Origin of the sequence: Azospirillum sp. (assembly GCF_035627195.1) — a bacterium.
Taxonomy (GTDB): Bacteria; Pseudomonadota; Alphaproteobacteria; order Azospirillales; family Azospirillaceae; genus Azospirillum.
On the sequence record NZ_DASPMG010000037.1, the window covers coordinates 52,536 to 76,582 of the forward strand.

General features: G+C 67.7%; 23 protein-coding genes. 17 read left to right on the forward strand and 6 right to left on the reverse strand.

The window, feature by feature from the left end; all coding sequences use genetic code 11:
• Nucleotides 1-3 precede the first annotated feature (3 nt).
• From VED21_RS02780 to VED21_RS02810, 7 genes are read left to right on the forward strand one after another with little or no spacing between them, the layout of a single operon-like run.
• A complete protein-coding gene (locus VED21_RS02780; protein ID WP_324880784.1) occupies nt 4-309 on the forward strand; it encodes a nitrogen fixation protein NifZ in 306 nt (101 codons plus the stop codon).
• Nucleotides 310-337: 28 nt separating this feature from the next.
• Entirely contained in the window at nt 338-664 is a 327-nt protein-coding gene (locus VED21_RS02785) for a nitrogen fixation protein NifZ (RefSeq protein ID WP_324880785.1), read from the forward strand.
• A 4-nt stretch (nt 665-668) separates the two neighbouring features.
• Nucleotides 669-1,826 (forward strand): cysteine desulfurase family protein, encoded by a 1,158-nt coding sequence (locus tag VED21_RS02790; RefSeq protein WP_324880786.1) that lies wholly within the window; start codon nt 669-671, stop codon nt 1,824-1,826.
• 46 nt (nt 1,827-1,872) lie between these two features.
• A complete protein-coding gene (gene nifT / locus VED21_RS02795) occupies nt 1,873-2,082 on the forward strand; it encodes a putative nitrogen fixation protein NifT (RefSeq protein ID WP_324880787.1) in 210 nt (69 codons plus the stop codon).
• Nucleotides 2,083-2,086: 4 nt separating this feature from the next.
• Nucleotides 2,087-2,368, forward strand: coding sequence for a hypothetical protein (locus tag VED21_RS02800; protein ID WP_324880788.1), 282 nt, complete (start codon nt 2,087-2,089; stop codon nt 2,366-2,368).
• The gene (locus tag VED21_RS02805) at nt 2,365-3,564 is read left to right on the forward strand and encodes a DegT/DnrJ/EryC1/StrS family aminotransferase (RefSeq protein ID WP_324880789.1); all 1,200 of its coding nucleotides are present in this window, start codon (nt 2,365-2,367) and stop codon (nt 3,562-3,564) included. Before VED21_RS02800 ends, VED21_RS02805 begins: the two co-directional genes overlap by 4 nt.
• Nucleotides 3,565-3,576: 12 nt before the next feature.
• Nucleotides 3,577-4,464, forward strand: a complete 888-nt coding sequence (locus VED21_RS02810; RefSeq protein ID WP_324880790.1) for an SIR2 family protein — start codon at nt 3,577-3,579, stop codon at nt 4,462-4,464.
• A gap of 87 nt (nt 4,465-4,551) precedes the next feature.
• Here the strand turns inward: VED21_RS02810 and VED21_RS02815 are convergent, their stop codons facing one another.
• The 4 genes from VED21_RS02815 to VED21_RS02830 all read right to left on the reverse strand — a co-directional run bounded on the left by VED21_RS02815 (nt 4,552) and on the right by VED21_RS02830 (nt 7,628).
• On the reverse strand, nt 4,552-5,319 hold the full coding sequence (locus VED21_RS02815; protein ID WP_324880791.1) for a class II glutamine amidotransferase: 768 nt from the start codon (nt 5,317-5,319) through the stop codon (nt 4,552-4,554).
• A 68-nt stretch (nt 5,320-5,387) separates the two neighbouring features.
• The gene (locus VED21_RS02820) at nt 5,388-5,843 is read right to left on the reverse strand and encodes an ArsC/Spx/MgsR family protein (protein WP_324880792.1); all 456 of its coding nucleotides are present in this window, start codon (nt 5,841-5,843) and stop codon (nt 5,388-5,390) included.
• A complete protein-coding gene (gene draG / locus VED21_RS02825; protein ID WP_324880793.1) occupies nt 5,818-6,711 on the reverse strand; it encodes an ADP-ribosyl-[dinitrogen reductase] hydrolase in 894 nt (297 codons plus the stop codon). Before draG ends, VED21_RS02820 begins: the two co-directional genes overlap by 26 nt.
• 41 nt (nt 6,712-6,752) lie before the next feature.
• On the reverse strand, nt 6,753-7,628 hold the full coding sequence (locus VED21_RS02830; protein ID WP_324880794.1) for an NAD(+)--dinitrogen-reductase ADP-D-ribosyltransferase: 876 nt from the start codon (nt 7,626-7,628) through the stop codon (nt 6,753-6,755).
• A 314-nt stretch (nt 7,629-7,942) separates the two neighbouring features.
• On the opposite strand from VED21_RS02830, the gene VED21_RS02835 reads away from it, so the two are divergent.
• From VED21_RS02835 to VED21_RS02870, 8 genes are all read left to right on the forward strand, one after another.
• Complete coding sequence (locus tag VED21_RS02835; RefSeq protein WP_324880795.1) at nt 7,943-9,319, forward strand: hypothetical protein; 1,377 nt, start codon at nt 7,943-7,945, stop codon at nt 9,317-9,319.
• Nucleotides 9,320-9,490: 171 nt separating this feature from the next.
• On the forward strand, nt 9,491-11,173 hold the full coding sequence (locus VED21_RS02840) for a methyl-accepting chemotaxis protein (protein ID WP_324880796.1): 1,683 nt from the start codon (nt 9,491-9,493) through the stop codon (nt 11,171-11,173).
• Nucleotides 11,174-11,668: 495 nt separating this feature from the next.
• Nucleotides 11,669-13,564, forward strand: coding sequence for a TonB-dependent receptor (locus VED21_RS02845; protein WP_324880797.1), 1,896 nt, complete (start codon nt 11,669-11,671; stop codon nt 13,562-13,564).
• A 16-nt stretch (nt 13,565-13,580) separates the two neighbouring features.
• Nucleotides 13,581-14,702: a PepSY-associated TM helix domain-containing protein gene (locus VED21_RS02850; RefSeq protein WP_324880798.1), complete on the forward strand. Its 1,122-nt coding sequence runs from the start codon at nt 13,581-13,583 to the stop codon at nt 14,700-14,702.
• A gap of 311 nt (nt 14,703-15,013) precedes the next feature.
• Nucleotides 15,014-15,895, forward strand: coding sequence for a nitrogenase iron protein (gene nifH, locus VED21_RS02855; protein ID WP_324871879.1), 882 nt, complete (start codon nt 15,014-15,016; stop codon nt 15,893-15,895).
• Nucleotides 15,896-16,025: 130 nt separating this feature from the next.
• Entirely contained in the window at nt 16,026-17,489 is a 1,464-nt protein-coding gene (nifD, locus tag VED21_RS02860; RefSeq protein ID WP_324880799.1) for a nitrogenase molybdenum-iron protein alpha chain, read from the forward strand.
• 27 nt (nt 17,490-17,516) lie between these two features.
• Nucleotides 17,517-19,076, forward strand: coding sequence for a nitrogenase molybdenum-iron protein subunit beta (gene nifK / locus VED21_RS02865; protein ID WP_324880800.1), 1,560 nt, complete (start codon nt 17,517-17,519; stop codon nt 19,074-19,076).
• 103 nt (nt 19,077-19,179) lie between these two features.
• The gene (locus tag VED21_RS02870; RefSeq protein ID WP_324880801.1) at nt 19,180-19,917 is read left to right on the forward strand and encodes a Fic family protein; all 738 of its coding nucleotides are present in this window, start codon (nt 19,180-19,182) and stop codon (nt 19,915-19,917) included.
• On the opposite strand, the gene VED21_RS02875 is transcribed toward VED21_RS02870, so the two are convergent.
• Both VED21_RS02875 and VED21_RS02880 read right to left on the reverse strand, forming a co-directional pair.
• Nucleotides 19,914-20,360 (reverse strand): hypothetical protein, encoded by a 447-nt coding sequence (locus VED21_RS02875; protein WP_324880802.1) that lies wholly within the window; start codon nt 20,358-20,360, stop codon nt 19,914-19,916. The two genes, VED21_RS02870 and VED21_RS02875, sit on opposite strands and share 4 nt — an antisense overlap.
• Nucleotides 20,361-20,427: 67 nt before the next feature.
• On the reverse strand, nt 20,428-20,952 hold the full coding sequence (locus VED21_RS02880; RefSeq protein ID WP_324880803.1) for a hypothetical protein: 525 nt from the start codon (nt 20,950-20,952) through the stop codon (nt 20,428-20,430).
• A 288-nt stretch (nt 20,953-21,240) separates the two neighbouring features.
• Here VED21_RS02880 and nifE point away from each other — a divergent pair, with 288 nt between their 5' ends.
• Nucleotides 21,241-22,623: a nitrogenase iron-molybdenum cofactor biosynthesis protein NifE gene (nifE, locus tag VED21_RS02885; RefSeq protein ID WP_324880804.1), complete on the forward strand. Its 1,383-nt coding sequence runs from the start codon at nt 21,241-21,243 to the stop codon at nt 22,621-22,623.
• Nucleotides 22,624-22,646: 23 nt separating this feature from the next.
• Nucleotides 22,647-24,035, forward strand: coding sequence for a nitrogenase iron-molybdenum cofactor biosynthesis protein NifN (nifN, locus tag VED21_RS02890; RefSeq protein ID WP_324880805.1), 1,389 nt, complete (start codon nt 22,647-22,649; stop codon nt 24,033-24,035).
• The last annotated feature ends 12 nt before the right edge of the window (nt 24,036-24,047 follow it).

Here is a 24,047-nt window from a genome sequence, read left to right on the forward strand (position 1 = left end):
GCCATGGCGGCCCGTGAACGTGCCCGGCACCCCGACGACGAGGTCGAACTGGCCGGCCCGCCCGTGTTCGAGGAGGGGGACAAGATCCGCTCCCTCAAGGACATCCGTAACGACGGCACCTACCCCGGCCGCCCCCTCGGCGACTACCTGATCCGTGCCGGCGACGTCGGCTACGTCAAGTCGATCGGCACATACTTGCAGATGTATTACATCTACGCCGTCGACTTCTACGAGCAGCGGATCATCGTCGGCATGCGCGCCAGGGAGATGGAGCTGGTCGACGACACCCTGAACGCCCCCAAGCCCTGAACCTGTCCCCGAACCCCGGAGCACCGCCATGAGCCAGACGAGCGAGACGAGCGAGACCGCCGCCCCCGAAGCCGCCGGGTTCGTCCCGCCGCGCGAGCCGATCTACGACTGGGGCATGCGCGTGACGGCCGCCGCCGACCTGTTCAACGACGGCAGCCATCCGCACGCCGCCCCCGGCGCCCTGCTGGTGCCCAAGGGTACGCCGGGCGAGGTGGCCCGCGTCGGCCGCACGGAGGACGGCAACATCCCCGTCTATGCCGTGGAGTTCCCCGGCGGCGTGCTGGTCGGCTGCTTCGAGGAGGAGCTGACCCCCCTCGGCAACACGCTCCGCCCGAAGCCCGGCGTGCTGGGGTGACCGCATGATCTACCTCGACAACAACGCCACCACGCCGCTGGCGCCCGAAGTTCGGAACGCCATGCTGCCGCACCTCGGCGACGCCTTCGGCAATCCGTCCAGCCCGCATTCCGCGGGCATGGCGGCGAAGCAGGCGGTGAGCGAGGCGCGCGCGTCGGTGGCGTCGTTGATCGGGGCCCGCGCCGCCGAGATCACCTTCACCGCCAGCGCCACCGAGGCCAACCACCTCGCCATCCTCGGCGCGCTGCGCGCCGTCGAGGAAACGCAGCCCCAGCGCACCCACGTGGTGACCACCGCGGTCGAGCACCCCGCCACCCTCATGCTGTTCGACGACCTGGAGCGCCAAGGCTGGACGGTGACGCGCCTGCCGGTGGACGCCGCCGGCCGCATCGCCCTGTCCGACCTGCGCGTGGCGGTGGACGAGACCACCGCGCTGGTCTCCATCATGGCGGCGAACAACGAGACCGGCGTGCTCCTGCCGGCGGCCGAGGCCGCCGACGTGGCGCAGGCGCGCGGCGCGCTGGTCCACGTGGACGCCGTGCAGCTGGCCGGCCGCCTGCCAACGGACGTGGACGCGCTCAACGCCGACCTGCTGTCGCTGTCCGCGCACAAGCTGCACGGGCCGAAGGGTGCCGGCGCGCTGTACGTCCGCAAGGGCACGCCCCTCCATCCCCTCATCCACGGCCACCAGGAGCGGCGGCGGCGCGGCGGTACGGAGAACGTGCCGGCCATCGCCGGCTTCGGCGTCGCCGCGCGACTGGCCCGCGCGGCGGTCGAGGGTGGTGCCGCCGCTTCCATGTCCATCCTGCGCGACCGGCTGGAGCGCGGCATCCTGGCCGCGTGGCCGGGCAGCCGCGTCAACGGCGCCGGGGCGGAGCGCGTGCCCAACACCACCAGCATCCGCTTCGCCGACGGGCACGGCCACCCGATCGAGGCGGAGGCGCTGCTGATGCGGCTCGACCGCGCCGGCATCCAGGTGTCCATGGGTGCTGCCTGCGCGTCCGGCGGCAACGAGCCCAGCCACGTGCTTCTGGCCATGGGCCTGTCGCGCGCGGAGGCCGCGGCCACCCTGCGCTTCTCGCTCAGCCGCTACACCACCGCGGCCGACATCGACACCGTCCTCACCGAGCTGCCGCCGCTGTTCGCGCGGCTGGCAGCCTGATCACCGACAACGCGAACACCCCCTTGCATCCCCGGGAGCCCGTACAATGAAGGTCATGATCCGTAAGGTCGCCGAGCAATACTCGATCTACGTCGCCAAGAAGGACCTGGAAGAGCCGATCGTCGAGATCGAGAAGCCCGGTCTGTGGGGCGGCTGGGTCAAGGTCGCCAACGGCTGGACGCTGGACCTGCCGGACATGCCGGCCGACACCCGCCTGCCGATCACCGTCGAAGCCAAGAAGCGCGGCGCGGAGTGACGCCATGGGAATTGCGGCCGAACGGATCGACTCCATCCTCGCTTTCGCCAACCAGCGCTTCGCGGCGGGCGACAAGCTGAACGCCATCGTGCACGCCGTGAAGGGCGCCAACCCCGGCCTGTCGGTGACCGGCACCTTCGCCTCGGTCATGGCCGAGGACCCGTACAAGGAGGACGGGCGCTTCGCCCTCTTCCTGGTGGACGGCACCAACCACTGCTGGGCCATCACCGCCAACCCGGCGGGCGCCACCGGCATCGTGATCGCCGAACGGGACGACGAGGAATGACGGCCCCCCTCGACGACGCACCGGCCGACGGCGCACCGGCCGATGACGGGGAAGACGAGTACATCCCCCTCACCGACCCCGACATCTCCGCCGCCGAGGTGGAGGTCCTGGGCCGCGTCCTGACCTCCGGCTCGTTCAGCGACGGCCGCATGACGGAGGCATTCGAGAACGCCTTCGCCAAGTACGTGGGGCGGGCGCACGCGGTCGCCGTGTCCAGCGGCACCATCGCCATGCTGCTCACCCTCAAGGCCTACGGCCTGGGGCCGGGCGACGAGGTGCTGTGCTCCCCCTACGGCTGGCATCAGGTGCAGCACGCGGTGGCGCTGGCCGGGGCGACGCCGGTGTTCGTCGACATCGACTATTGGCAGCACACCATCAACCCGGCCAAGGCCGAGGCCAAGGTGACGCCGGCCACAAAGGCGATCATCGCCGCCAACGTCAACGGCCATCCCGCCCATTGGGACGAGCTGCGCGCCCTGGCCGACGCCAGGGGCCTGATCCTGATCGAGGATTCGACGGAGGCCATCGGCTCCACCTACCGCGACCGGCTGGTGGGTTCCTTCGGCGACGCCGCGATCTTCGACTTCTCGGAACCCGGCGTGCTGCTGACCGGCGAAGGCGGCATGATCGTCACCGACGACAAGGACCTCGCCCACCAACTGCGCTACCTGCGCCGGCGCGAGGTGGCGCACCGCAACACGGTCGTCATCACCCGCACGGTGCCCTGGCAGGCGAAGATGAACGACCTGAACGCCGCACTGGGCCTCGTGCAGCTCCAGCGGCTGCCGGAGATCCTGGCCAAGCGCGCGCAGGTGGTGGCGTGGTACGACGCCGCCATGGCGTCGTTCGAGGGCATCAAGCCGCCCTACACCGGCCCCGGCGTCACGGCCGTGTACCCCATGGTCTACGCCGTGCACCTGGGCACCCGCTTCACCGCGTCGGGACGCAAGGCGATCATTGAGGACCTGGACACCCACGCGGTGGACGCGTCCGACTACGGCCAGGCGCTGTACACCCAGCAGTACTACCAGGAGCGCGGCCACGGCCGCGCCGACTGCCCGGTCTGCCAGAAGACGGTGGACCGCGCGCTGGCCCTGCCGCTGCACCACAAGGTCACGCAGGAACAAATCCAATTCATGGTCGACACGCTGAAGGACGCCACGGTCAACACCGGCGCCGGGGCTGCGATCTATTAGGAAAGAACCGACATGAGCGAGACCCTGACCGCCCCCCTGGCCGACGCCCCGATCGACACCGGAGCCGCCATCGCCGAGATCGCCTCGGCGCTCAAGGCCCGCACCGTGGTGCCCTACCTGGGGCCGGGCGCCTTCGCGCTGCTGCCCGAGGATGCCTGCCCGATCCCCCGCACCTCGGCGGAGCTGGTGCAGGGACTGAACGCCAAGGTGGCGGCCCCCGGCCGCATCCGCAGCAGCCTGACCGCCGTCGCCCAGTTCATCGAGACGCGCCGCCACCGCAAGACGCTGGAGACGATCCTCACCGGCATCTTCCGCACCGACGTGCCGGCGACGCCCGTGCACCGCTGGATCGCTTCCCTGCCGGCCCCGCCGCTGGTCGTCGATGTCTGGTACGACGACGTGCTGGCGAAGCTGCTGGCCGCCGACGAGGGCCGCACCTGGGGCCAGATCCAGGGCCTCTCCCACCCGCAATCGACCGGCGAGTGGGTCCGCTACTACGCCCCCGACGGCAGCGCCGCGACGGCCGAGGCGGCGGAGGGCTGGCAGACGGTGCTGTACAAGCCGTCGGGCAGCGTGTCGCCGGCCGGCAACTACCTGATCTCGGACTCCGACTTCGTCGAGGTGCTGACAGAGATCGACATCCAGTCGCCGATCCCGCCCACCGTGATCGACCGCCGCGCCGGCCGTTCGTTCCTCTACCTCGGCTGCCGCTTCGACGCGGAGATCCAGCGCACCTTCGCCCGCCAGATCGCCAAGCGCTCGGCCGACCGCCACTGGGCGGTGATCCCCGGCGAGCTGACGAAGAACGAGGCCCGCTTCCTGGAGTTGCATAACATCACCCGCATCGACCTGCCACTGGATGAAGCGATCGCACGGATCGACGCGGCGATGGGTGCGTGACGTTGGGTTTTCGGCTTGAGCCTCAACCCAACCTACGGCTGAGCGGTAGGTTGGGTTGAGCGCCAGCGAAAACCCAACGTTACACCGTCACCCCACCTTCAGCCCGTCGCGGAACACGGCCATCGTGCCCTTGTCCATCACCGTCCATTCCTCGTCGCGGGTGAGGGGGCGGGTGGCGATGACGGTGACGACGTCGTCGGGTGTCGTCTCCTTCTCGAAATCCACGGTCATGTCCTCGTCGATCAGCGTCGCCGGGCCGAAGGGCGCCTTGCGGGTGATCCAGGCGAGGTTGCTGGCGCAGTGGCACCACAGGTTGCGGCCATCCGACAGCAGCATGTTGAACACACCCAGGCCCCCCAGTTCCGCCGCCAGTTCGCGGATCAGGGCGTGCAGCGCCGCCTCGCCGCGCGGCGGTTCGGGGAAGCGCTCGCGGATGCGGCCGAGCAGCCAGCAGAAGGCATGCTCGCTGTCGGTCGACCCGACCGGCCGGTAATGGCCCAGCGCAAAGCGCTTGATGCCCTTCAGCTGGCCGTTGTGGGCGAAGGTCCACACCCGCCCCCACAGCTCGCGCGTGAAGGGGTGCGTGTTCTCCAGCGACACCCGGCCGCGGTTGGCGCGACGGATGTGCGAGATGACGACGCAGCTCTTGATCGGATAGGCGCGCAGCAGCCGCGCGATCTCCGATTCACAGCTCGGCGCCGGGTCGTGGAAGGTGCGGCAGCCTTTGCCCTCGTAGAAGGCGATGCCCCAGCCGTCACGGTGCGGGCCGGTGCGGCCGCCGCGGTTCATCAGCCCGGTGAAGCTGAAGCAGATGTCCGTGGGCACGTTGGCGCTCATGCCCAGGAGTTCGCACATGGTGTCGCCCCGATCGTTGGGTTTTCGCCTGACGGCTCAACCCAACCTACGACGTTCAGCCGCCCCCGTCACCCCTTGGCGGGCGTCGGACAGGGCGGCATGTCGGGTTTCGGACAGCCTTCGACGCTGCCGGCCGGCTTGTTCGCCAGACCGATCCAGGCATCCACCGCGTCGGCGTCGAAGCCGCACTCCCGCCGTTCGCCCACCTGCATCAGCGGCCTGCGGATCAGCAGCGGCGTGGCCAGCATCATGGCCAGCGCCGTGTCCGCGTCCAGCGATTCCGGCACCACGTCCCCGGACTTCACCGCCGGGGCGGCGCGGTTGAACCACTCGGCCACCGGGCGGTCGCCGAAGAAGGGGCGCAGGCTCTCGCGCGTCCAGGGCGTGGACAAAAGGTCGCGCACGTCCAGCCGGTGCCCGGCATCCTCCAGCAGCTTCTTCTGGCGCGCGTTGCCGCCGCAGCCCGGCTTTTCGTAGAAGATCACCTTGGCCATACGATCATCCTTTGGAAAGCAGCGGCGCACGGGCCAGCAGGCCGTCGACCTGCGCGCGGATCTCGTCGTGCACCTTGGGATCGAGCTTCTTCAGCCAGCGCGGCGGGATCGCCTCGACGCCGTAGGTGGCGCCGGCCAGCATGCCGGCGATGGCGCCGGTGGTGTCGGCGTCGCCGCCCTGGTTCACCGTCTCGACGATGCAGGATTCCACCGTGTCGGTCTGGAAGTAGTAGTGGAACACCGTCTGCACCGTATCGACGATGTAGGCGGTGGACAGGTTGCGGTAGGGCTGGAACTTGAAGGCGCGGTGCGCGGCAACCAGCGCGTTGGCCTCGTCGCGCATCTCCTTCACGCCGCCGCCGGTCAGCAGCCGGCGCACCATGGTGCCCAGCGTCAGGATGGCGGCGTCGGACAGCGGATTGTTGTGCGTGATGTGCGCCTGCTCCAGCGACCAGACGCGGAACGCCTCCTCGTCGCCGAGCGTCGCCAGCACGACGGGCAGGTTGCGCATGGCGGCCCCGTTGCCGGCGTGGTGCTCCGACGCCGGTTCCGACAGCGTGCCGTGCATGATGTAGCGGCGGATGCCGCGACGTGTCGTATCCCCGACATCGACCGGGTGGCCTTTCAGCCAAATGGCGAACTCCTCCGCCACGCGCTTGGCGTCCCACTCCGGCCCGGCCAGGATGGCGCGGCCGAGGTGCAGCGACATCTCCGTGTCGTCGGTGACCTGCCCGGGCTTCAGGCGCAGCCAGCCGCCGCCCTTGATGTGCTTGTGCACGCCGTGCTGGTGGGCGATCTCGCCCTTTGTCAGGAACTCCACGGTGGCGCCCAGGGCGTCGCCGCAGGCGAGCCCGAGGTAGGCGCCCAGCGCCCGGGAACGAAGCGTTGCGTCGGTCATGACGGGAAAAGCCTGCAAGGATCGGGCCGTGGCCGGTGCTGTCAGAAAAGCGACACCGACACGCGGTAGTCGCCACCGACCACGAGATATTCCCCCTCCCCGCGAAACGGGTAGCGGGGCAGGATGTCGCGGAAGAAGACGATCTTCACGATCGGCACCTGGGTTTCCAGGATGTAGTCGCCGAACTGGCCGGCGATGTCACGCTCGATCGAAAAGGAGGAGAGATTGTTCAGGCGCAGCACCGCCGTGCGCTTGTCCGGCCGTTCGATGACGTGGTGCTCATCGACGCCGTTGACGCCGCGGTAGAGCCTGATCGCCTGGGCACGCGCGGGCATCGGCGCGTCGGGCCAGCCGCGGCGGATCCACCATTGGCAGTATTCGTACAGAAGGTCGAGCTGCAGGTCGATGTGGTTGTTGTGGAAGCGGGTGGAGGTCTTCTCCTCCCCGTACGTCCGCCACGCGTCGGACGCGAAGCGGCGGATCGGCTCCTTGTGCCACGTCGGCAGCAGGCCGAAGCGGCTTTCGGCCCAGCCCTTCAGCACCGCGCCTTCGGTGGCGTTGGAATCGAACATCCAGCCCTTCAGCAACCGCAAATAGCTGGCGCGGAAGCGCCGCTTGCCGTCGCTGCCCTCCGCCCCCGAGAAATCCGGGTTCAGGCCGAAGGTCTGCGCCATGTAGCCCTGGAAGACGTCGGCCGCCGCCTCGGCCGTCGGCACCTCGTCCAGCGCCTCGAACAGCTCGCCGTGCGTGCCGCGGGTGCCGTGGATGCGCAGGATGCGGGGGGATGCGTTGAAGGCGGTGGTGGACAGCACCTCCGCCGGCACGCCCACCATGTTGGTGCGGTGCCCGCGCAGGGCCAGCAGCGAGTCCGGCCGGGTCGCCCCACCGCCCCCCAGAGGACTGTCCTCCACCTTCATGTCGCCGCCGTCCGCCATAACCACACTATTAATACGGTTTATCGGTGCGCGCCAAGGCTTCGCTACCGAAGGAATCCGGCCGCGACCGTGGGCCGCAGGGCGCATCCGTGACATTTGCCGGGAAAACGCCAACAAATTCGCAGCAGACCAGAAGGAAAACCTTGTCACTAAAAACGGATAGGAAGAAAGTTGAAAACGATACATTTGCCTCCGCACCCCGACTGAGCGATGATGACGAAGGAATCCGCGACAACGACAGCAAAGTCATCGCCAGACGATGTGCGGCGCGGGACTTGCCGCAAACGGAGGGGAGGATGGGTTTCTGGCCGGCACGGCGCAATGGGACTCCCCGTTTCCGGGCGCCGACGGCACAGCCGGCGGCCGGCGGACACGGCGCCATCCCCCTGCGCCCGGCCCCGGCCAGCCCCACTCCGGAGCCCGCGGCCCCCGTGCGGCTGAGTGCGCGCAAGCTGCGTCACGCGCGCGAGGCGCAGGACGCTATCAAGGCCGCCGCCATCCTGCGGCAGCCGCTGACGCTCGACCGGGCGGAGGCGCTGCTGGCGATCCTCGAACCCTACCGCCGGCGCGCCTCGCTGCCGGCCGGCGCCAACCCGCTGCACGGGCTGGTCGGGCAATCGCCGGCACGCCTGCACGAGATCGCCATGCGGCACGCCGCCCCCGTCCTGCTGGACGTCTTCCTGCCCGCCGCGCGCGAGCACATGCTGGACCGCCTCGTCGGCGTGCTGCGCCCGCTGGAGGGCGACGAGGCCGCCCGCCAGGACGGCGGCCTGCCCAGCGCCATCGACCTCGCCAACGCCATGCGCACCATGATCGGCGCGCTGCGCGGCGCCGGGCGCCAGCACGCGCTGGCGGTCATCGACGCGGTGATCGAGGACAGCCGCGCCATGGTGCAGCGCGCGTCCGGAATCGGACAAACCCCCGGATCCCAAGGCGGACAGCCCGCCGACCATTCCCACACCCTGGGCGAATTCTCACACACGCTGCTGCGGCTGGAGGCCCTGCGCCTGATCATGGAGACGCTGGGCGCCCGCAGCCCGGCGCTGGATGCGCTGGCCTACCAGTCGCGCCGCGTGGCGCGGCTGGCGCTGCGGCAGGCGGCGGCGGCCATCAACGGCTTCGTGCGCGAACGCAACCTGCTCACCCTGCGCGACAGCCTGCTGGTGATCGCCAAGATCGACAGCCTGATCGTGGTGGCCCTGCGCATCCTCGACTCCCTCCAGGCGCACGAGGAGGAGGCCACCCCCTTCGTCAAGGTCGCCGACGAGGAGGCGCTGGACGACTACGTCGAGGCCATCGTCCGCCTGGCGGAGGCGCTGGTCCAGCTCACCACCCGCACGCTGGCCTCCCCCGACTTCGACGAGCTGCTGTTCGTGGCGCTGCTGCGCAAGATCAAGTGGCTGTACCGCTTCTGCGACCGCCTGGGCCACGCGCACCGGCCCAAGGAACTGGACGAGCTGCGCGACTACCTGGGCCTGCAGTCCGCCATGCTTGGCCGCCAGTGCGCCGAGGCACTGTCGGGCGCCGTCGGCGACCCCGTCCTGATGGCCCGCCTGCTGCCGCGCGCGGACGAACTGGTGCTGCTGCTGGGCGACGTCGGCCGGCTGAAGGTCCGCGACATGCTGGCGGAGCGCGTCGCCGTGGCGCGCAACGACTCCGCACCGACCAAGTAAAGTGCGACAAAGGCCCGAATAGACGGCGCGCGAATAGTAGGCGCCTATTGTATATCACAACAATAATATAGCGGGCAGCTACGATCCGGTAACTTTATTAGGCTAGATTTCTGCCGATGCAGTCGCACCTCGGCCGTATGCCGAGCATCGCGCTCTCGCGGAGGTAGTCCCATGTTGCTCGGAAGGCTCACCATCCTGACGCGCCTCGTCGTCGGGTTCGGATCGGTGCTCGTGTTGACGGCCGCGCTCGGCCTGACCGCATCCAATCAGATGGACCGGCTGTCGGAGTTGACGGCGAAGCTCTATCGCCATCCCTTCACGGTCAGCACCGCGGCGCTGGAGGCCAAGGCCGACCTCATCGCCATGCACCGCGGCATGAAGGACGTGGCGCTGGCCGGCGACACCGCCAGCATCGACGCCGCGGCGCGCACCGTCGACGACTATGAGGCCAAGGTCTACAAAAGCCTGACGACGGTGAAGGACCGCTTCCTCGGCGACAAGCGGCAGGTCGAGGAGATCGTCACCACCTTCGCCGCCTGGAAGCCGATCCGCGCCGAGGTCATCGCCTTTATGCGCGAGGGCAAGCGGGCCGAGGCCGGCGCCATCACCCGCACCAAGGGCGCCGAACAGGTCGCCCTCGTCGCCCGCGGGATGGACGACCTGATCGCCTTCTCGTACGCCAAGGCCGCCGACTTCGAACGGCAGTCGGCGGCGGACGCCGACAGCGCCGCCACCATCCTGTACGCGTGGCTCGCAGGGATGGTTGTGCTGGGGCTGACCATCGCCGCGCTGATCACCCGCAGCATCACGGTCCCCCTCGGCGGGCTGCGCACCAGCATGGTCCGCCTCGCCGACGGCGACCACGCCACGGCCGTGCCCTTCACCGACCAGAGCAACGAGGTCGGCGCCATGGCCAAGGCCGTCCTGGTCTTCAAGGAAGCCGGCGAACGCATCGCGCAACTGCAAGCCGAGCAGGAGGAGACCAAGCGCCGCGCCGACGCGCAACGGCGGGAGGGCATGCTGCGGCTGGCCGACGAGTTCCAGAGCCACATCGAGGCGGTGGTGGAGCACGTCGCCTCCGCCTCCACCGAGATGAACGCCACGGCGCAGTCGATGAGCGGCATCGCCGAAACCGCCATGCGCGAGGCCGGCAACGCCAGTGCCGCGGCGCAGCAGGCGTCCACCAACGTGCAGACGGTGGCCTCGGCGGCCGAACAGCTCGCCGCCTCGATCACCGAGATCGGGGAGCAGGTCACGCAGTCGACCCGCACCTCGCGCAACGCCGTGGAAAAGGCGGAACGCACCGACGGCATCGTCCGCAGCCTCGCCGCCGCCGCCCAGACCATCGGCGAGGTGGTCAAGCTGATCAACGACATCGCCAGCCAGACGAACCTGCTGGCGCTGAACGCCACCATCGAGGCGGCGCGCGCCGGCGAAATGGGCAAGGGCTTCGCCGTCGTGGCGCAGGAGGTGAAGAACCTCGCCTCCCAGACCGCCAAGGCGACCGAGGAGATCTCCAGCCAGATCACCTCCGTCCAGGGCGCCACCGGCCAGGCGGTGGAGGCCATCCAGGACATCGTCAAGACGATCGGCGACATCAGCCAGACCGCCACCGCCATTGCCTCCGCCGTCGAGGAACAGCAGGCCGCGACGCGCGAGATTGCCCGCAACGTCGATCAGGCGGCGACCGGCACCCAGGAGGTCGCCCGCGGCATCGACGGCGTCAGCCACGCCGCGCGCGACGCCGGGCATGCCGCCGAACAGGTGCTGAGCGAGGCGCAGGAGTTGTCCCGCCAGTCGGAAATGCTCCGCCGCGAAACCGCCACCTTCATCGCCCGCGTCCGCTCCGCCTGATATCAAAGGCGCCTGAAGGTTTCCATCAAGCGCCTTTGATCGAACCCGGCAGCCCTTTGCCACAGGCTCTCGCCCTTTGCCTCGGGTAAAGGGCGGGAGGGGCATACGGACGAAGCCTTCAGGCGCCGTCCGTATGACACGGACGGCGAGCGCCGGACGGGATTCGGACATCGGGCTGCGGCGCACCCGCCTCAACCTCAGGGTGCCTGTGCGCCCGACGGTTGGGTCTGGCGCACCGCAGCCCGATCTTTTTGCGGCCACCGCCCCCTCTTCAACACGCATTGGAAGAAGATCGACACCACGCAGCACAAGGCGCGGGAGAGATCCTGTGCCTGTACGCATTCACATCGCGCGACGCTCCATATGATAATGAGAATCATTTGCATTAATGCCGACCCCTGCCTTAGGTTGCAGGTCGAAAGCCGACATTGTTTGCTGGGGGATACGATGCGTTTTGGAAGCGGTCTGGTATGTCTGGCGGCCATAAGCGCCGCCTTGTCCGCGAATCCCGTCTCCGCCGAGGAGTTCCGGCTGCAGACCATTACGGTGGAGGGCGCCGCCGTGCACCCGTCGCAGCAGAACCGGACCGAGGTGGACAAGGCCTTCGCCGGCACCCGCTCGGCCTCCGAGGTGTCGGGGGCGGTGCTGCAAAACCTCAACCCGGTGAACAAGGGCGACGCGCTGCGCTACAACGCGACCGGCCTGATCAACCAGCCGGAAGGCGGCGACCGTTTCGGCGGTGGCACCAAGATCCGCACCTTCGGCGACTGGGGTGCGTCGGAATCCATCGACGGCCTGCCGGCCTTCAAGTCGGCCGGCGAAGAGGGCGGCGGCTACGGCAACACCATGATCCCCTCCATCGCCGTGGAGAAGATCGGCGTGCTGAAGGGCGGCCGCGCGGTCGGCTACGGCGACGGCACGGACGGCGGCGTGGTGGAGACCACCATCAAGTCCGGCCGCAACTACAAGAACCACCAAGCCATGTCGATCGACGCCAGCACGGCGCGCGAGGGCCTGATCCAGGCGGAAGCCGCCGACAGCGGCAAGGCGTGGGACTACTACCTCGCCGGCTCCTTCCTGCGCGCGCTCTACAACGGCAAGCCCAGCAACCTGGACGGCCAGTCGGTTCTGGGCGGCGTGGCCAAGTTCGGCTTCAACCCCACCGACGACACCCGGATCGAGGTGCTGGGCATCTTCGACAACAGCCAGCCGACGATCATCCGCAACGCGCGCGAGGAGCAGATCTCCGTGCGCTCCAGCGTCGTCTCGGCCACGGTCGAGCATCGCTTCAGCGAGTACAGCAGCCTGCGCGCCGGCCTGCTGGCCACCGACACCCACTCCGTCTGGGGAGCCCGCGCCCGCGACCGCGCCGTCAACAACCGCATCGCGTTTGCCGAACACTACCTGAAGGCCAAGGTCGCCGACGGCATCACCTACCACGGCTCCGTCGGGGCGGAGTACAAGCACACCGACTACCTGCGCGACCGCGCCTGGAACGCCAACTTCAACGACGTGGCGCTGAAGTCGAAGAACGCCATCACCTTCAACGACAACCTCACGCTGACCGGCGGCCTGCGCTACACCCGCTTCGACAACGACATCACCTACAACGGCGTCAAGCAGCCGGACACGCTGCGCGACGATTCCGTCGTGTCATACGAGGTCGGCGCGGCCTACAGCATCTTGGAGCAGACCCGTCTGCGCACCTCGCTGGCGTCCGGCTACAACCGATTCTTCGAGAAGTACGGCAACTTCGGCACCATGGCGCTCAACACCCGCGGGGCCGGCGACGACATTGTCGATTCCCGGACAATCGAGGTGGGCGTCAACCAGGGCTGGAAGGGCGGCTGGTTCGACGCCGCCCTCTACAACATCGTCCAGAAGGGCGTTCCCCGGCAGACCAACGGCGCCATCGAAAGCGTGAAGGTCGACCAGTCCGGCCTGGAGCTGGAAGCGCAGTTCGACGTGACCAGCCAGCTGTCGGTGTCGGCCGGCTACATGCGCGTCCTGAAGCTGGAGACGACGCGGGCGAACGGCGCCAAGGTGAACGGCAACATCTACTGGGACGGCCAGTCCACCTCGGTGCCGGAGAACCAGTTCAGCCTGCGCGTCAGCTTCGACGCCACAGACCGCTGGAACCTGTGGACCGCGCTCTACCACTCCACCGGCTACGAGGCGGTGGATTCGAACGGCGCGGTGACGGAGCGCGACGGATTCAGCCGCGTCGACATCGGCACCTCCTACAGCTTCACGCCCTCGCTCGCCGTCCGCCTGCGGGTGGAGAACCTGTTCAACGAGCGTGACTTCGGCCAGACCGTGAAGGGCGTGCCCGCGAACGACGCCGGCAAGCTCGGCCGCGTCTTCTGGGTCGGCGCCGACTACACCTTCTGATCCGGGGGGCATCGGCATGGCTCATGCACCGGCGGGGCGCACGCCCTTCAAGGCCCGGCTCTTCCACGGACTGCGCCGGCTGCATCGGTGGCTGACCTACCTGATGGCGGCGCCCCTGCTGGTGCTGAGCCTGTCGGGGGCGCTCCTCGTCTTCGGGCACGAGATCGAGGGCGCCCTCGCGCCCCACGTCTGGCACGTCGAACCGCGCGGCGAGCCGCTCTCCCACCGCACCCTGCTGGAGCGGGTGCGGCAGCAGAAGCCCGACATCGCCGTCTGGTCCATCTCCGCCGGCGAAACGCCGGCCGACGCCTGGACGCTCTGGCTGGCCGGCGGGGCCGGCGTGATGACGCTCGATCCCTACACCGGCGCCATCCTCTCCCAACACCATCCCCACGGCACGGTCCGCGGCACGCTGGTGGCCCTGCACCGCTGGCTGCTGGTCGACGGTTCCGCCCGCCCCTGGGCGCGCCACCTCGTGTCGGCGGTCGCGCTCGCGATGATGGTGCAGGTTCTGGTCGGGCTGTGGCTGTGGTCGCTGCCCCCGCGGCCCTGGCGCAACGCCGTCCCCGACTTCAGCCGCAGCGCGCGGCTGGCGGTGTCGCGTTTGCACCAGGCGACGGGCCTGGCGACCGCGGCGCTGCTTTTGATGGTCGCCTTCACCGGCATGGCCATGTATTGGACCACCCCCACCCGCGCCCTGGTCGAAGCGGTGACCGCCAGCCGCGTGCCCGCCAACCCCGAGCCGGCCGCCCACGCGCCGGCCCCGGTCGCCGACCTGGACGCCGCCGTGGCGGCCGCCCGCGCCGCCCTGCCCCACGGCCGCGCGCGGCATGTCCGGATTCCCGCGAAACCCGACCACCCGGCCGTCGTCAGCTTCGACACACCGGGAACCCTGGTGCCCAGCCACGCCATCGTCGGCGGCACCCCGCCGCGGGTCCTCGCCCTCCAGGACGGCCGCGAGGCGTCGGCCGCCGGCTGGTTCTGGGCCGCCCACCACCATCTGCACATGGGCGACTTCGCGGGCGGCGCCCTGGGAACGGCCGTCCGCGCCGTCTGGGTGCTGCTGGCCCTGATCCCGGCCGCCTTCGTCGCCAGCGGCCTGTGGCTGCACGCGCGCCGCCGGCCGTCGCCGTCCTGACGCGCGCCCGGAGGCGCATGCGACGGGGGCCGCCGCGACGGGGGCCGCCGATGGCGGCCCTTCGTGTTTTCGGGACCGATCCCGTCCTGTTTTAGACCCGACATTGACCCGACAAAAAATAGGGGTTTGTCGGGTATGTCACAGGGTCCCGGCGACCGCACGAATCCCGACGCGAACCGACAAACCTTTACATATCAATACATTATGAGGCTGCATCCGAGTTGGCACGCCCCTTGCTCTAAGTAGGCCGGAAGCGGCGCCATCCCGCCGCGACGAGACAACGGACCCTTCAAAGCAAAGGAGCGACCCTCATGAGCCTTCGCCAGATCGCTTTCTACGGTAAGGGCGGCATCGGTAAGTCGACCACGTCCCAGAACACCCTGGCCGCTCTCGTCGAGCTGGACCAGCGGATCCTGATCGTCGGCTGCGACCCGAAGGCCGACTCGACCCGCCTGATCCTGCACGCCAAGGCGCAGGACACCGTGCTGCACCTCGCCGCCGAAGCCGGTTCGGTCGAGGACCTGGAGCTCGAGGACGTTCTGAAGATCGGCTACAAGGGCATCAAGTGCGTCGAGTCCGGCGGTCCGGAGCCGGGCGTCGGCTGCGCCGGCCGCGGTGTCATCACCTCGATCAACTTCCTGGAAGAGAACGGCGCCTACGACGACGTCGACTACGTCTCCTACGACGTGCTGGGCGACGTGGTGTGCGGCGGCTTCGCGATGCCGATCCGCGAGAACAAGGCCCAGGAAATCTACATCGTCATGTCCGGCGAGATGATGGCGCTGTACGCCGCCAACAACATCGCCAAGGGCATCCTGAAGTACGCCAACAGCGGCGGCGTGCGCCTGGGCGGCCTGATCTGCAACGAGCGCAAGACCGACAAGGAGCTGGAGCTGGCCGAGGCGCTGGCCGCCCGCCTGGGTTCGCAGCTCATCCACTTCGTGCCGCGCGACAACATCGTGCAGCACGCCGAGCTGCGCCGCATGACCGTCATCGAGTACGCGCCGGACAGCAAGCAGGCCGACGAGTACCGCCAGCTCGCCAACAAGGTCCATGCGAACAAGGGCAAGGGCACCATCCCGACCCCGATCACCATGGAAGAGCTGGAGCAGATGCTGATGGACTTCGGCATCATGAAGTCGGACGAGCAGGCGCTGGCCGAGCTGCAGGCCAAGGAAGCGGCCAAGGCCTGATCCCAGGGGGCCTTCAGTACTTCACTGGCCCCCTCCCCGGCCCACCCCGGCCTAGACACCGGGGTGGGAGAGAGGGGGTCCGGTCCCGCGCTGTAGCGGCGCGGAAAACGAGATTGACCAGGAGCTGGCCATGAGCCTGTCCGTGAACGAAGGTGTCGACGTCAAGGGCATCGTCGACAGTGTTCTCGAAGCCTATCCCGAAAAGTCGCGCAAGCGCCGCGCCAAGCACATCAACGTGCTGGAGGCCGAGGCCAAGGATTGCGGCGTCAAGTCCAACATCAAGTCCATCCCGGGCGTGATGACCATCCGTGGCTGCGCCTACGCCGGTTCGAAGGGCGTGGTGTGGGGCCCGATCAAGGACATGATCCACATCTCCCACGGCCCGGTCGGCTGCGGCTACTATTCGTGGTCCGGTCGCCGCAACTACTACGTCGGCGACACCGGCGTGGACAGCTGGGGCACGATGCACTTCACCTCCGACTTCCAGGAGAAGGACATCGTCTTCGGCGGCGACAAGAAGCTGGCCAAGGTGATCGACGAGATCAACGAGCTGTTCCCGCTGGTGAACGGCATCTCGATCCAGTCGGAGTGCCCGATCGGCCTCATCGGCGACGACATCGAGGCGGTCGCCCGCAACAAGGCGGCGGAAATCGGCAAGCCGATCATCCCCGTGCGTTGCGAAGGCTTCCGCGGCGTCTCGCAGTCGCTGGGCCACCACATCGCCAACGACTGCATCCGGGACTGGGTGTTCGAGAAGACGGAGCCGAAGTCGGACTTCGTGGCCACCCCGTACGACGTCACCATCATCGGTGACTACAACATCGGCGGCGACGCCTGGGCCTCGCGCATCCTGCTGGAAGAGATCGGCCTGCGCGTGATCGCCCAGTGGTCGGGCGACGGCACGCTCGCCGAGCTGGAGAACACGCCGAAGGCCAAGGTCAACCTGATCCACTGTTACCGCTCGATGAACTACATCGCGCGTCACATGGAAGAGAAGTACAACATCCCCTGGATGGAGTACAATTTCTTCGGCCCGTCGCAGATCGCCGAGTCGCTGCGCAAGATCGCCGCTCTCTTTGACGACAAGATCAAGGAGAACGCGGAGAAGGTGATCGCCAAGTACCAGCCGATGGTCGACGCCGTCCTGGCCAAGTACAAGCCGCGCCTGGAAGGCAAGAAGGTCATGATCTACGTCGGCGGCCTGCGTCCGCGCCACGTGGTCGACGCCTACCACGACCTGGGCATGGAGATCGTCGGCACGGGCTATGAGTTCGCCCACAACGACGACTACCAGCGCACCAACCACTACGTGAAGGAAGGCACGCTGATCTACGACGACGTCACGGCCTACGAGCTGGAGAAGTTCGTCGAAGCGATCCGCCCCGACCTGGTCGCCTCGGGCATCAAGGAAAAGTACGTCTTCCAGAAGATGGGCCTGCCGTTCCGGCAGATGCACTCGTGGGACTACTCGGGCCCGTACCACGGCTACGACGGTTTCGCGATCTTCGCCCGCGACATGGACATGGCGATCAACAATCCCGTCTGGGGCTTCTTCAAGGCCCCGTGGGACGCCAAGCCGGCCGCGGCCGAGTAATCCGCCAGGAAATAGGAGTATCCCATCATGACGTTCCCTGTTTCCCAGGACGCGGACAAGGTCCTCGACCACTTCACGCTGTTCCGCCAGCCCGAGTACAAGGCGCTGTTCGAGCGCAAGAAGGCCGAGTTCGAGTACGGCCACTCGGACGAGAAGGTCGCCGAAGTCTCCGAATGGACGAAGTCCGAGGACTACAAGGCGAAGAACTTCGCCCGTGAGGCCGTGGTCATCAACCCGACCAAGGCCTGCCAGCCGATCGGCGCCATGTTCGCCGCCCAGGGCTTCGAAGGCACCCTGCCCTTCGTGCACGGCTCGCAGGGCTGCGTGGCCTACTACCGCACGCACCTCACCCGTCACTTCAAGGAGCCGAACAGCGCGGTCTCCTCGTCGATGACCGAGGACGCGGCGGTGTTCGGCGGCCTGAACAACATGATCGACGGCCTGGCGAACGCCTACACGCTGTACAAGCCGAAGATGATCGCCGTGCTGACCACCTGCATGGCGGAAGTCATCGGCGACGACCTCGCCGGCTTCATCACCAACGCGAAGAACAAGGAGAGCGTGCCGCAGGACTTCCCGGTCCCGCATGCCCACACGCCCGCCTTCGTCGGCAGCCACATCGTCGGCTACGACAACATGATGAAGGGCATCCTCTCGCACTTCTGGGACAAGGCCGAGAACTTCGACACCCCGAAGGACGAGAGCATCAACCTGATCGGCGGCTTCGACGGCTACGCCGTCGGCAACAACCGCGAGCTGAAGCGGATCTTCGACCTCTTCGGCATCAAGGGCCGCATCCTGTCGGACGTGTCGGACGTGTTCGACACCCCGGCGGACGGCGAGTACCGCATGTACGACGGCGGCACCACGCTGGAGGAGACCAAGGCGGCGCTGCACGCCAAGGCCACCATCTCCCTCCAGGAGTACAACACCACCCAGACCCTGCAGTTCTGCAAGGAGAAGGGCCAGGAGGTCGCCAAGTTCAACTATCCGATGGGCATCGCCGCCACGGACGAACTCCTGGTGAAGCTGTCGGAGCTGACCGGCAAGCCGATCCCGGAGGCCCTGAAGCTGGAGCGCGGCCGTCTGGTCGATGCCTTCTCGGACAGCCACGCCCACCTGCACGGCAAGCGCTTCGCCATCTACGGCGACCCGGACTTCTGCCTGGGCATGACCCGCTTCCTGCTGGAACTGGGTGCGGAGCCGGTGCACATCCTCTCCACCTCGGGTTCGAAGAAGTGGGAGAAGCAGGTCCAGAAGACGCTCGACGGCTCGCCCTTCGGCAAGGACGGCAAGGCCTACGGCGGCAAGGACCTCTGGCACCTGCGCTCGCTGCTGTTCACCGACAAGGTCGACTACATCATCGGCAACAGCTACGGCAAGTACCTGGAGCGTGACACCAAGATCCCGCTCATCCGCCTGACCTACCCGGTCTTCGACCGTCACCACCACCACCGTTACCCGACCTGGGGCTACCAGGGCGCGCTGAACGTGCTGGTCCGCATCCTCGACCGCATCTTCGAGGACATGGACGCCACGACCAACGAGGTCGGCAAGACCGACTACTCGTTCGACCTGATCCGCTGATCCGGGTCACGTTGCTGCGGCAACCGGCGTCCGCCCTTCGGGGCGGGCGCCGGTTGTTTTTTGGCGTTATACTCCTGGCGTTTCCGACCCGCAGGGACCGGCCATGGACGACCTCGAACGGCTGCGCGACCGATGGCACGCGCTGCGCGCCCGCTTCCCCGGCAGCGCGCGGGCGTTCGACGCCTGGTACGACGTCGAGCTGACCTACACCTCCAACGCCATCGAGGGCGGCACGCTGACGCGCCGGGAAACCGCGCTGGTCATCGAGAAGGAGATCACCGTCGCCGGCAAGCCGTTGCGCGACCATCTGGAGGCCGTCGACCACCACCACGCGCTGGGATACATCCGCACGCTGGCATCCGCCGCCGAACCGGTGCGCGAGAGCGATGTCCGCGAGATCCACCGCCTGATCCTCGGCCGCAGCCTTCCCGGCGAGGCCGGCCGCTACAGCGACCGCCAGCGCTTCATCGCCGGCTCCGACGTCCGCTTTCCGACACCGGCGGAGATCGCGCCGCTGATGGGCGATTTCGGACAATGGCTGCAGTCCGCCCCGCCCTCCCCCGACACGGCGTTCGAGGCGCACCACCGCCTCGTCACCATCCACCCCTTCTCGGACGGCAACGGCCGGACGGCGCGCCTGCTGATGAACCTGATCATGCTGAAGGCCGGCTACCCGCCCGTCGCCATCGGCCCGGAGGTGCGCCAGGCCTACCTGGACGCGGTGGAGCGCCGACAACAGACGGGTGACACCGAACCCTACCGGGCATTCATGCGCGCCCAACTCGTGCAGAGCCTGGAACGGCACGTGGCGGAACTGGAGCGGGAAGAGACGGACCGCTAATCTCTTATCTGTTCTTTTATGAGCCCCCACATATCCTGAAGCACCTCAATACTAGGAACGCGAACGGAGAACCAATCTTCCTTCATTACGCTTGCCTGTTCTTTCCGAACTGAGCGCCCCTCACGTAGCAGCACACCACACCCAGGCTCATCAGATTCTTGCGTAACCACTATCGCGTTTAGAGGCGCTATGTTATGCGTCTTGCAATACATCCCAACAATCCCGAGTTGTCGGCCTAACATGTGCCCCGCACGCCGATCACGGTATCCCATTAGTTCCGCCAAATCTCCATATGTAATTTTAAATTCCTTCTCTCCTCTAAATTTTGCGCCCATTACAGACGACACAAGTATTATCCAAATTTGTTGGGCTTGGGCAATTATATCATCACCGTCACCGTAACGAACCACAACGGTCTCTTCGGGCACAATCAACTCCATCATCTTTTTGTTTCCGAATACACTTCGCAACGACGTCAAAGCTGGCACATCGGTCTTCGATTCCCGCCCCTCACGAAAACACGTCCCCCACGCCCACCTCCGGCACGCCGGGCAGGCTGGTCCAGGCGTCGCTGTCCGGGGTGGCCTGGACCATGTAGGCCCAGTGGGCCATGGCGACGGCATTCGCGCCGCTAATCATCTGCATCAGGAAGGCCCAGCCTCCCTGGAACCGCGCCATGCGGCCGGAGCCGGTCGTCGGCCGGTCCGTGGCGCTGGTCACGCTGGCGTCCTCCGGGCTGAAGCTCAGCAGCACCGCACCGTCCGGCGTGACGGAGCCGAGCAGCGTGTAATAGGTGAAGTTCCCGCCGTCGGTGCTGATCGCCGTCCGGCCGGTCAGGTAGCCGTTCTCGAAGCGCTCGATCCACCACACCGTCTGGTCCTGCACCGTCGTGGTGCGCGCCTCGCGCAGGTTCGTCTGGCGGATCGCCGGCAGGTACGCCTCCGGCACGTACCAGTAGGTGTCCGCCAGCCACGCCCATTGACGGGCGTCCGGCGCGACGGCCGTTTCGGTGTCCAATTCGGTGCCCGTCGTCATGGTGGCTTCCCCGTTATGCCAGCCGCGGCTTTGCCGGCTTCGCTTGCCGCACCAACGGACATAGCAGCGCAATCCACACTCGCCAATCCAGGGAATTTCCATCCGTCGGCACAAGCGCGCCCGATCTCCGTCGGCTGTGCGACACCCGACACGCCAGCCGGTCATTGTCAGCAATCGCACACGCGCCCGACACATGACAAACCACGCAAAATCAATGCGTTAGCACAGCGTCCGCCACTGGCACACCCCGTGCATATCCCTGTTGGCCAGCCACGAGGAGGCAAGCCCATGCTCCAGGAAAAGATCCAGGACGTCTTCAACGAGCCCGGTTGCGCGACCAACCAGGGCAAGTCGGAGAAGGAGCGCAAGAAGGGCTGCACCAAGGCGCTGAAGCCCGGTGCCGCCGCCGGCGGCTGCGCCTATGACGGCGCGATGATCGCGCTCCAGCCCATCGCCGACGTCGCCCACCTCGTGCACGGCCCCATCGCCTGCCTCGGCAACTCGTGGGACAACCGCGGCACCCGGTCGTCGGGCTCGCAGCTCTACCGTACGGGCTTCACCACCGACCTGTCGGAGCTGGACATCGTCCACGGCGGCGAGAAGAAGCTCTACAAGGCGATCAAGGAGATCGTGCAGCAGTACGACCCGCCGGCCGTCTTCGTGTACCAGACCTGCGTGCCGGCGATGATCGGCGACGACATCGAGGCGGTCTGCAAGTTCGCCGCCCAGAAGCTGCGCAAGCCGGTCATCCCGGTGACGGCGCCGGGCTTCGTGGGTTCCAAGAACCTGGGCAACAAGCTGGCCGGCGAGACGCTGCTCGACCACGTCATCGGCACGGTCGAGCCGGAGATGACCACCTCCACCGACATCTGCATCGTCGGCGAATACAACCTGGCCGGCGAGCTGTGGCAGGTGAAGCCGCTGCTGGACGAGATCGGCATCCGCATCCTGTCCTGCATCTCCGGCGACGGCCGCTACAACGAGGTGGCGCAGGCGCACCGCGCGCGCCTCACCATGGTGGTGTGCTCCCAGGCGCTGGTGAACGTCGGCCGCAAGATGCAGGAGCGCTGGGGCATCCCCTACTTCGAGGGATCGTTCTACGGCGTCACCGACACCACCGACACGCTGCGCACCATGGCCGCCATGCTGGTGGAGCGCGGGGCGCCGGCCTCGCTGATGGACCGCGCCGAAGGCGTGATCGCCCGGGAAGAGGCGCGCGTGAAGCGCCGCCTGGAACCCTACAAGCCGCGCTTCGATGGCAAGCGGGTGCTGCTGTTCACGGGCGGCGTCAAGAGCTGGTCCATGGTCACCGCACTCGAGGAGGCCGGGCTGACCATCGTCGGCACCTCCACCAAGAAGTCGACCCGGGAAGACAAGGACCGCATCAAGAAGAAGAAGGGCGAGGAGTTCCACATGTGGGACGACCTCAAGCCCAAGGAGATGTACCGCATGCTGCGGGAGTCGGAGGCGGACATCATGCTCTCCGGCGGGCGCTCGCAGTTCATCTCGCTGAAGGCCAAGGTGCCGTGGCTGGACATCAACCAGGAACGCCACCACGCCTACGCCGGCTACGACGGCATCGTCAATCTCTGCGAGGAGATCGACAAGACGCTGTCCAACCCCATCTGGCGGCAGGTTCGCCTGCCCGCCCCCTGGGAAGCGTCCCTTTGAGGAAGAACGAGGAGGGCCGCCCCATGTCGCACGCCGCACGCTTCCCGACCTCTTCCAAGGCCGCGTCCACCAACCCGCTGAAGATGAGCCAGCCGATCGGCGCCGCACTCGCCTTCCTCGGCATGGACCGCTGCCTGCCGCTGTTCCACGGCTCCCAGGGCTGCACCGCCTTCGGCCTCGTCCTGCTGGTCCGCCACTTCCGCGAGGCGATCCCGCTGCAGACCACCGCCATGGACCAGGTGTCCACCATCCTCGGTGGCTACGAGAACTTGGAAGAGGCCATCCGCAACATCCACGAGCGGTTGAAGCCCGCGCTCATCGGCGTGTGCACCACCGGCGTGACGGAGACCAAGGGCGAGGACCTCGCCGGCCATTACCGGACGTTCCGCCAGCGCAACCCGGGCCTCGCCGACATGGGGCTGGTGTTCGCCAGCACGCCCGACTTCATCGGCGGCTTCGAGGACGGCTTCGCCGCAGCGGTCACCGGCATCGTCGAGCAGTTCGCCCAGCCCGCCGCGCAGACCCGGCGCGGGCAGGTCAACGTGCTGGCCGGCTGCCAGCTCTCCGCCGGCGACGTGGAGGAGATCCGCGACCTGATCGAGAGCTTCGGCCTGACGCCGATCATCCTGCCCGACCTGTCGCTGTCCATGTGCGGCCGCCAGCCGACGGAGTTCACCGCCACCTCGCTGGGCGGAACGACCATCGATCAGGTGCGCGACATGGGCGCGTCGGAGGTCACGCTGGTGTTCGGCGAGCACATGCGCCGCGCCGCCGCGGCGCTGGAGCTGAAGACCGACGTGCCGACCGTGTTCTTCGACCGGCTGACCGGACTGGAGACCACCGACCGCTTCATCAAGACGCTGGCCGACGTATCGAAGCGCCCGGTGCCGGCGCGCATCCGGCGCCAGCGCGAGAGCCTCGTGGACGCCATGCTCGACGGCCATTTCTACTTCTCGCGCAAGCGCGTCGCCGTGGCGCTGGAACCGGACCTGCTGTACGCCGTCACCGGCTTCCTCAACGACATGGGCGCCATCGTCATGGCCGCCGTGTCGCCCACCCAGGCGCCGGTGCTGGAGAAGGTGAAGGCCGGCACCATCATGGTCGGCGACCACTCCGACGTCGAGGCGGTGGCGCGCGACGCCGACCTGATCATCTCCAACTCGCACGGCCGCCAGGGGGCGGCGCGGCTGGGCATCCAGTTGCACCGCATGGGCCTGCCGCAGTTCGACCGGCTGGGCGCCGGGATGAAGGTCGGCGTTGGCTACCGTGGCACGCGCGACCTGGTGTTCGAGATCGGCAACCTGTTCCTGGCCCGCGAGACGGACCACGACGGACATGAGCACGGGCACGCGCACGGCCATGAGCATGGCCACGCGTGCGGAGGTGGCGGATGCGGATGCAGCGCCGTCTGAGGCTCGTGGATG

What these genes read in the sequence shown, in the direction of transcription:
- nifE (WP_324880804.1), top strand. Translation starts at nt 21,241, where the DNA reads ATGCTCCAGGAAAAGATCCAGGACGTCTTCAACGAGCCCGGTTGCGCG.
- VED21_RS02815 (WP_324880791.1), bottom strand. Translation starts at nt 5,319, where the DNA reads ATGTGCGAACTCCTGGGCATGAGCGCCAACGTGCCCACGGACATCTGC.
- VED21_RS02880 (WP_324880803.1), bottom strand. Translation starts at nt 20,952, where the DNA reads ATGACGACGGGCACCGAATTGGACACCGAAACGGCCGTCGCGCCGGAC.
- nifD (WP_324880799.1), top strand. Translation starts at nt 16,026, where the DNA reads ATGAGCCTGTCCGTGAACGAAGGTGTCGACGTCAAGGGCATCGTCGAC.
- nifK (WP_324880800.1), top strand. Translation starts at nt 17,517, where the DNA reads ATGACGTTCCCTGTTTCCCAGGACGCGGACAAGGTCCTCGACCACTTC.
- VED21_RS02870 (WP_324880801.1), top strand. Translation starts at nt 19,180, where the DNA reads ATGGACGACCTCGAACGGCTGCGCGACCGATGGCACGCGCTGCGCGCC.
- VED21_RS02780 (WP_324880784.1), top strand. Translation starts at nt 4, where the DNA reads ATGGCGGCCCGTGAACGTGCCCGGCACCCCGACGACGAGGTCGAACTG.
- VED21_RS02835 (WP_324880795.1), top strand. Translation starts at nt 7,943, where the DNA reads ATGGGTTTCTGGCCGGCACGGCGCAATGGGACTCCCCGTTTCCGGGCG.
- VED21_RS02875 (WP_324880802.1), bottom strand. Translation starts at nt 20,360, where the DNA reads ATGATGGAGTTGATTGTGCCCGAAGAGACCGTTGTGGTTCGTTACGGT.
- VED21_RS02785 (WP_324880785.1), top strand. Translation starts at nt 338, where the DNA reads ATGAGCCAGACGAGCGAGACGAGCGAGACCGCCGCCCCCGAAGCCGCC.
- VED21_RS02840 (WP_324880796.1), top strand. Translation starts at nt 9,491, where the DNA reads ATGTTGCTCGGAAGGCTCACCATCCTGACGCGCCTCGTCGTCGGGTTC.
- VED21_RS02800 (WP_324880788.1), top strand. Translation starts at nt 2,087, where the DNA reads ATGGGAATTGCGGCCGAACGGATCGACTCCATCCTCGCTTTCGCCAAC.
- VED21_RS02850 (WP_324880798.1), top strand. Translation starts at nt 13,581, where the DNA reads ATGGCTCATGCACCGGCGGGGCGCACGCCCTTCAAGGCCCGGCTCTTC.
- draG (WP_324880793.1), bottom strand. Translation starts at nt 6,711, where the DNA reads ATGACCGACGCAACGCTTCGTTCCCGGGCGCTGGGCGCCTACCTCGGG.
- nifH (WP_324871879.1), top strand. Translation starts at nt 15,014, where the DNA reads ATGAGCCTTCGCCAGATCGCTTTCTACGGTAAGGGCGGCATCGGTAAG.
- nifT (WP_324880787.1), top strand. Translation starts at nt 1,873, where the DNA reads ATGAAGGTCATGATCCGTAAGGTCGCCGAGCAATACTCGATCTACGTC.
- nifN (WP_324880805.1), top strand. Translation starts at nt 22,647, where the DNA reads ATGTCGCACGCCGCACGCTTCCCGACCTCTTCCAAGGCCGCGTCCACC.
- VED21_RS02805 (WP_324880789.1), top strand. Translation starts at nt 2,365, where the DNA reads ATGACGGCCCCCCTCGACGACGCACCGGCCGACGGCGCACCGGCCGAT.
- VED21_RS02810 (WP_324880790.1), top strand. Translation starts at nt 3,577, where the DNA reads ATGAGCGAGACCCTGACCGCCCCCCTGGCCGACGCCCCGATCGACACC.
- VED21_RS02830 (WP_324880794.1), bottom strand. Translation starts at nt 7,628, where the DNA reads ATGAAGGTGGAGGACAGTCCTCTGGGGGGCGGTGGGGCGACCCGGCCG.
- VED21_RS02790 (WP_324880786.1), top strand. Translation starts at nt 669, where the DNA reads ATGATCTACCTCGACAACAACGCCACCACGCCGCTGGCGCCCGAAGTT.